This window comes from Aeromicrobium sp. PFPM2_SD2 (assembly GCF_057364525.1).
The window spans coordinates 1-4317 of record NZ_JBNFNZ010000199.1 but is presented as its reverse complement, the minus strand read 5'-3'; the positions used below and the strand labels follow the sequence as shown (position 1 = coordinate 4317).

At 72.4% G+C, this 4317-nt stretch carries 3 protein-coding genes and 1 pseudogene; all 4 read left to right on the top strand.

The annotated features are described in order from the left end of the window. Window positions 1-618, top strand: a pseudogene (locus AC2W7G_RS10140) (hypothetical protein); the annotation flags it as partial. Next, a complete protein-coding gene (locus tag AC2W7G_RS10135) occupies window positions 582-1931 on the top strand; it encodes an FtsW/RodA/SpoVE family cell cycle protein (protein ID WP_485868322.1) in 1350 nt (449 codons plus the stop codon). The pseudogene AC2W7G_RS10140 and the gene AC2W7G_RS10135, both read left to right, overlap by 37 nt. Further along, complete coding sequence (locus AC2W7G_RS10130) at window positions 1928-3394, top strand: peptidoglycan D,D-transpeptidase FtsI family protein (RefSeq protein ID WP_485868321.1); 1467 nt, start codon at window positions 1928-1930, stop codon at window positions 3392-3394. Before AC2W7G_RS10135 ends, AC2W7G_RS10130 begins: the two co-directional genes overlap by 4 nt. Window positions 3395-3410: 16 nt before the next feature. Next, window positions 3411-4317: Stk1 family PASTA domain-containing Ser/Thr kinase (pknB, locus tag AC2W7G_RS10125; RefSeq protein WP_485868320.1), on the top strand; the 907-nt coding region annotated here is incomplete at its 3' end.

Here is a 4317-nt window from a genome sequence, read left to right as displayed (position 1 = left end):
GCCCAGGAGGACGCCGACCCCGAGGAGCTGCGCTACGCGCCCCGCCCGCCCCGGCGCGGACGCTGGCTGCGCCGCCTGCTGCTCGTCGCGCTCGTGCTGCTCGTGCTGGTCGGCGCGGCGGTGGCCGGCTACCGCTGGACGCAGACCCAGTACTACGTGGCCCTGGACGGCGACACGGTCGCGGTCTACCGCGGCATCCAGGTCGACCTGCCCGGCATCGAGCTGAGCTCGGTCGACGAGCGGACCGACATCGAGGTCGACATGCTGCCGGCGTTCAGCCAGACGCGCGTGCGCGACGGCATCGAGGCGTCCAGCCGCGCGAACGCGCTGGCGATCATCGAGAACCTCGACCTGCTCGCCGTCCGCCCGACGCCGACGCCGACGACCCCGCCCCAGCGGCGCCACCACGCGCCCGACGCTCCCCACGGCCCCGACGACGGAGCCGGGCCCGTGAGCGAGCGCAGCGAGCGAACCATCAGCATCGTCACGGGCCGACGTCCGTACCGTGCGCTCTTCACGGAGTCCGCCCGTGAGCGAGCGCAGCGAGCGAACGGTGCCCGAGCCGGGCGCGGCCCGCCTGGGTGCCGCGCAAGCGCCGCGGCGCCGAGCTCGGCCTGACCCTCGTGGCCGTGCTCATCGGCGTCGGGGCCTACGCGGCCGTGGGCCTGGGCTCGGAGGGCACGATCCCGGCCGACACCTTCAAGCTCGGTGGCTTCCTCGTGCTCGTGGCCGTGGCGACGACGCTGCTGGTCCGCCGGGTCGCGCCGTACGCCGACCCGGTCCTGCTGCCGCTGGTCATCGCGCTCAACGGCCTGGGCCTGGCGATGATCTACCGCTTGGACCTGGGCCGCCAGGCGCTCGACCCCGACCGTGCCGCGTTCGCCAACAGCCAGCTGGTGTGGACGACGCTCGGCGTGGCCGCGTTCGCCCTCACGCTCGTGCTGCTGCGCGACCACCGCCGGCTCCAGGCGTTCACCTACTCCTTCGGCCTGGCCGCCATCGTGCTGCTGGTGCTGCCCCTCCTGCCGGTCGTCGGGCGCGAGATCAACGGCGCCCGCATCTGGATCAACCTCGGCCCGTTCAGCTTCCAGCCCGGCGAGGCGGCCAAGGTGTGCCTGGCGATCTTCTTCGCCGGCTACCTGGTGGTGAAGCGCGACGCGCTGGCCCTGGCCGGACGCCGGTTCCTCGGCCTGGACCTGCCGCGCGGACGCGACCTGGGCCCGATCCTCGTCGCGTGGCTGATCAGCATCGGCGTCCTGGTGCTGCAGAAGGACCTCGGCTCGTCCGTGCTGTTCTTCGGCCTGTTCGTCGTCATGCTCTACATCGCCACCGAGCGTCCGGGCTGGCTCGTCGTGGGCCTGCTGCTCGTGACCGCCGGCGTGACGCTGGGCTACTGGCAGTTCGGCCACGTGCGCCAGCGCTTCGACGCCTGGCTCGACCCGTTCAGCAGCGACGCCGGCTTCCAGATCAAGACCGGCCTGTTCGGCCTGGCCCACGGCGGGATCCTGGGCACCGGCTGGGGCCAGGGCAGCCCGCAGACCACGCCGTACTCGTTCTCGGACTACATCATCGCCTCGCTCGGCGAGGAGCTCGGCCTCACCGGGCTCATGGCGATCCTGCTCATCTACGGCCTCATCGTCGAGCGCGGCCTGCGCATCGCGCTGACCTGCCGCGACGGCTTCGGCAAGCTGCTCGCCGCCGGCCTGGCCGTGTCCTTCGCCCTCCAGGTCTTCGTCGTCGTCGGCGGCGTCACGCGACTCATCCCGCTGACCGGCCTGACCACCCCGTTCCTGGCCCAGGGCGGCTCGTCGATCGTCCTCAACTGGCTGATCGTGGCCCTGCTGCTGCGCATCAGCGACCAGACCCGGCGGCCGGCGCCCGCCCCCGCGTCGCTCGCCTCCAGCGACACCCAGGTGGTGAGGCTCCCGTGAACAAGCCCATCCGCGTCATGGCGGTGTTCTGCCTCGTGCTGTTCGCCGCGCTGCTCGTCAACGTCAACGTCGTGCAGTTCGTGCAGGCCGACGACCTCAACGCCCGCGAGGGCAACCGCCGCGTGCTGGACGAGGAGTTCTCGCGCCAGCGCGGCCCGATCCTGGTCGCCGGCGAGGCCATCGCCGAGAGCGTGCCGACCGACGGGCGCTTCGAGTTCCAGCGCCGCTACGTCAGCCCCGAGCTGTACGCGCCGCTCACCGGCTACTTCTCCTACACCTACGGGCGCGCCGGCATCGAGCGCTCGGAGAACCCGATCCTGTCCGGCAGCGACGACCGGCTGTTCGTCGACCGGCTCGGCGACCTGCTGGGCAACGAGAAGCCGCAGGGCGGCAGCGTCGAGCTGACGATCGACCCGGACGCGCAGAAGGCCGCGGCCGCGGGCCTGGCCGACCTCGGCAAGGGCGCCAAGGGCGCCGTCGTGGCCCTCGACCCGAGCACCGGTGCCGTCCTGGCCATGGCCAGCCAGCCGTCGTACGACCCGAACCTGCTCGCGTCCAGCGACCTGGCCGCCGTCCAGCGCTCCATGGAGGAGCTGATGGCCGACGAGGACGAGCCGATGCTCAACCGCGCCACGCGCCAGATCCTGCCGCCCGGCTCGACGTTCAAGCTGGTCACGGCGGCCGCCGCGCTCGAGCAGCTGAACCTCGAGCCCCGCTCCAAGGTGAAGGCCGGCCGCTCGCTGTCGTTCCCGGGCCAGACGTACGAGCTCGTCAACGAGGGCGGCTCGACCTGCGGCGGCAGCACGATCACGTTCGAGCAGGCGCTCAACGTCTCGTGCAACGTCAGCTTCGGCTGGATCGCCGACAAGCTGGGCCAGGAGCGGCTCGCCGAGCAGGCGGCCAAGTTCGGGTTCGGCAGCGACCTGTCCGACGAGGTGGCCTCGGCCCAGAGCCGGTTCACCACCGAGGGCGCGACGCTGGAGAAGTCCCAGCTGGCCCAGAGCGGCATCGGCCAGTACGAGGTCGCCGCCACCCCGCTGCAGATGGCCACGGTCGCCGCGGCCATCGCCAACGACGGCGAGGTCATGCGCCCCTACGTCGTCAAGAACCGCCGCGCGCCCAACCTCAGCGTCCTGAGCGAGGGCCAGACCCGCTCGCTCGGCCGCGCCATGAGCCAGGGCAACGCGGCCAAGCTGCGCACGATGATGGAGAGCACGGTGTCCGAGGGCACCGCTACCTCCGCCCAGATCTCCGGTGCCACGGTCGGTGGCAAGACCGGCACCGCGCAGTCCACGAAGGACCGCCCCCCGTACGCCTGGTTCGTCTCCTACGCCATGAAGGGCGACCGCCAGGTCGCCGTCGCCGTGGTCGTCGAGTCGAGCCGGACCAGCCGCTCCGAGATCGCCGGAGGCCGGCTCGCCGGCCCCATCGCGCGGTCGGTCATGGACGCGGTGATCAAGTGATGATGGAGACCAACGCATGAGCAACGACGAGCCGATCCGCCTCGGCGACCGCTACGAGCTGGGCGCCCTGCTGGGGCGCGGCGGCATGGCCGACGTGCGGCTCGGGCGCGACCTGCGCCTGGGACGCTCCGTCGCGGTCAAGCAGCTGCGCGCGGACCTCGCCGCCGACGAGACGTTCCAGGAGCGGTTCCGCCGCGAGGCCCAGTCGGCCGCGTCGCTGAACCACCCGGCCATCGTCGCCGTCTACGACACCGGCGAGGCCCCGGGCCCGCACGGCCACCCGATCCCGTACATCGTCATGGAGTACGTGGAGGGCCAGACGCTGCGCGAGGTGCTGCGCGACGGGCGCAAGATCCTGCCCCAGCGCGCCCTCGACATCACCGCCGAGATCCTGTCGGCGCTGGACTACTCGCACCGGGCGGGCATCGTGCACCGCGACATCAAGCCGGCCAACGTCATGCTGACGCCCACCGGCCAGGTCAAGGTCATGGACTTCGGCATCGCCCGGGCCATCGCCGACGCGTCGTCGGCCATGACCCAGACCGCCGCGGTGATCGGCACGGCGCAGTACCTCTCGCCCGAGCAGGCGCGCGGCGAGACCGTCGACGCCCGCAGCGACATCTACTCCACCGGCTGCGTGCTGTACGAGCTGCTCACCGGACGTCCGCCGTTCGTCGGCGAGAGCCCGGTGTCGGTGGCCTACCAGCACGTGCGCGAGGAGGCCAAGCCGCCGTCGCAGCTCAACCCCGACGTCAGCGCGTCCGTCGACAACCTCGTCGCCCGCGCCCTGGCCAAGCGGGTCGACGAGCGCTACCAGAGCGCGGCGGACATGCGTGCCGACATCGAGCGGGTCCAGCGCGGCCTGGCCGTCGGTGCCCCGACCGCCACGGCGCTCGTCGGCGCCACCCAGGCCATCCCGGCCG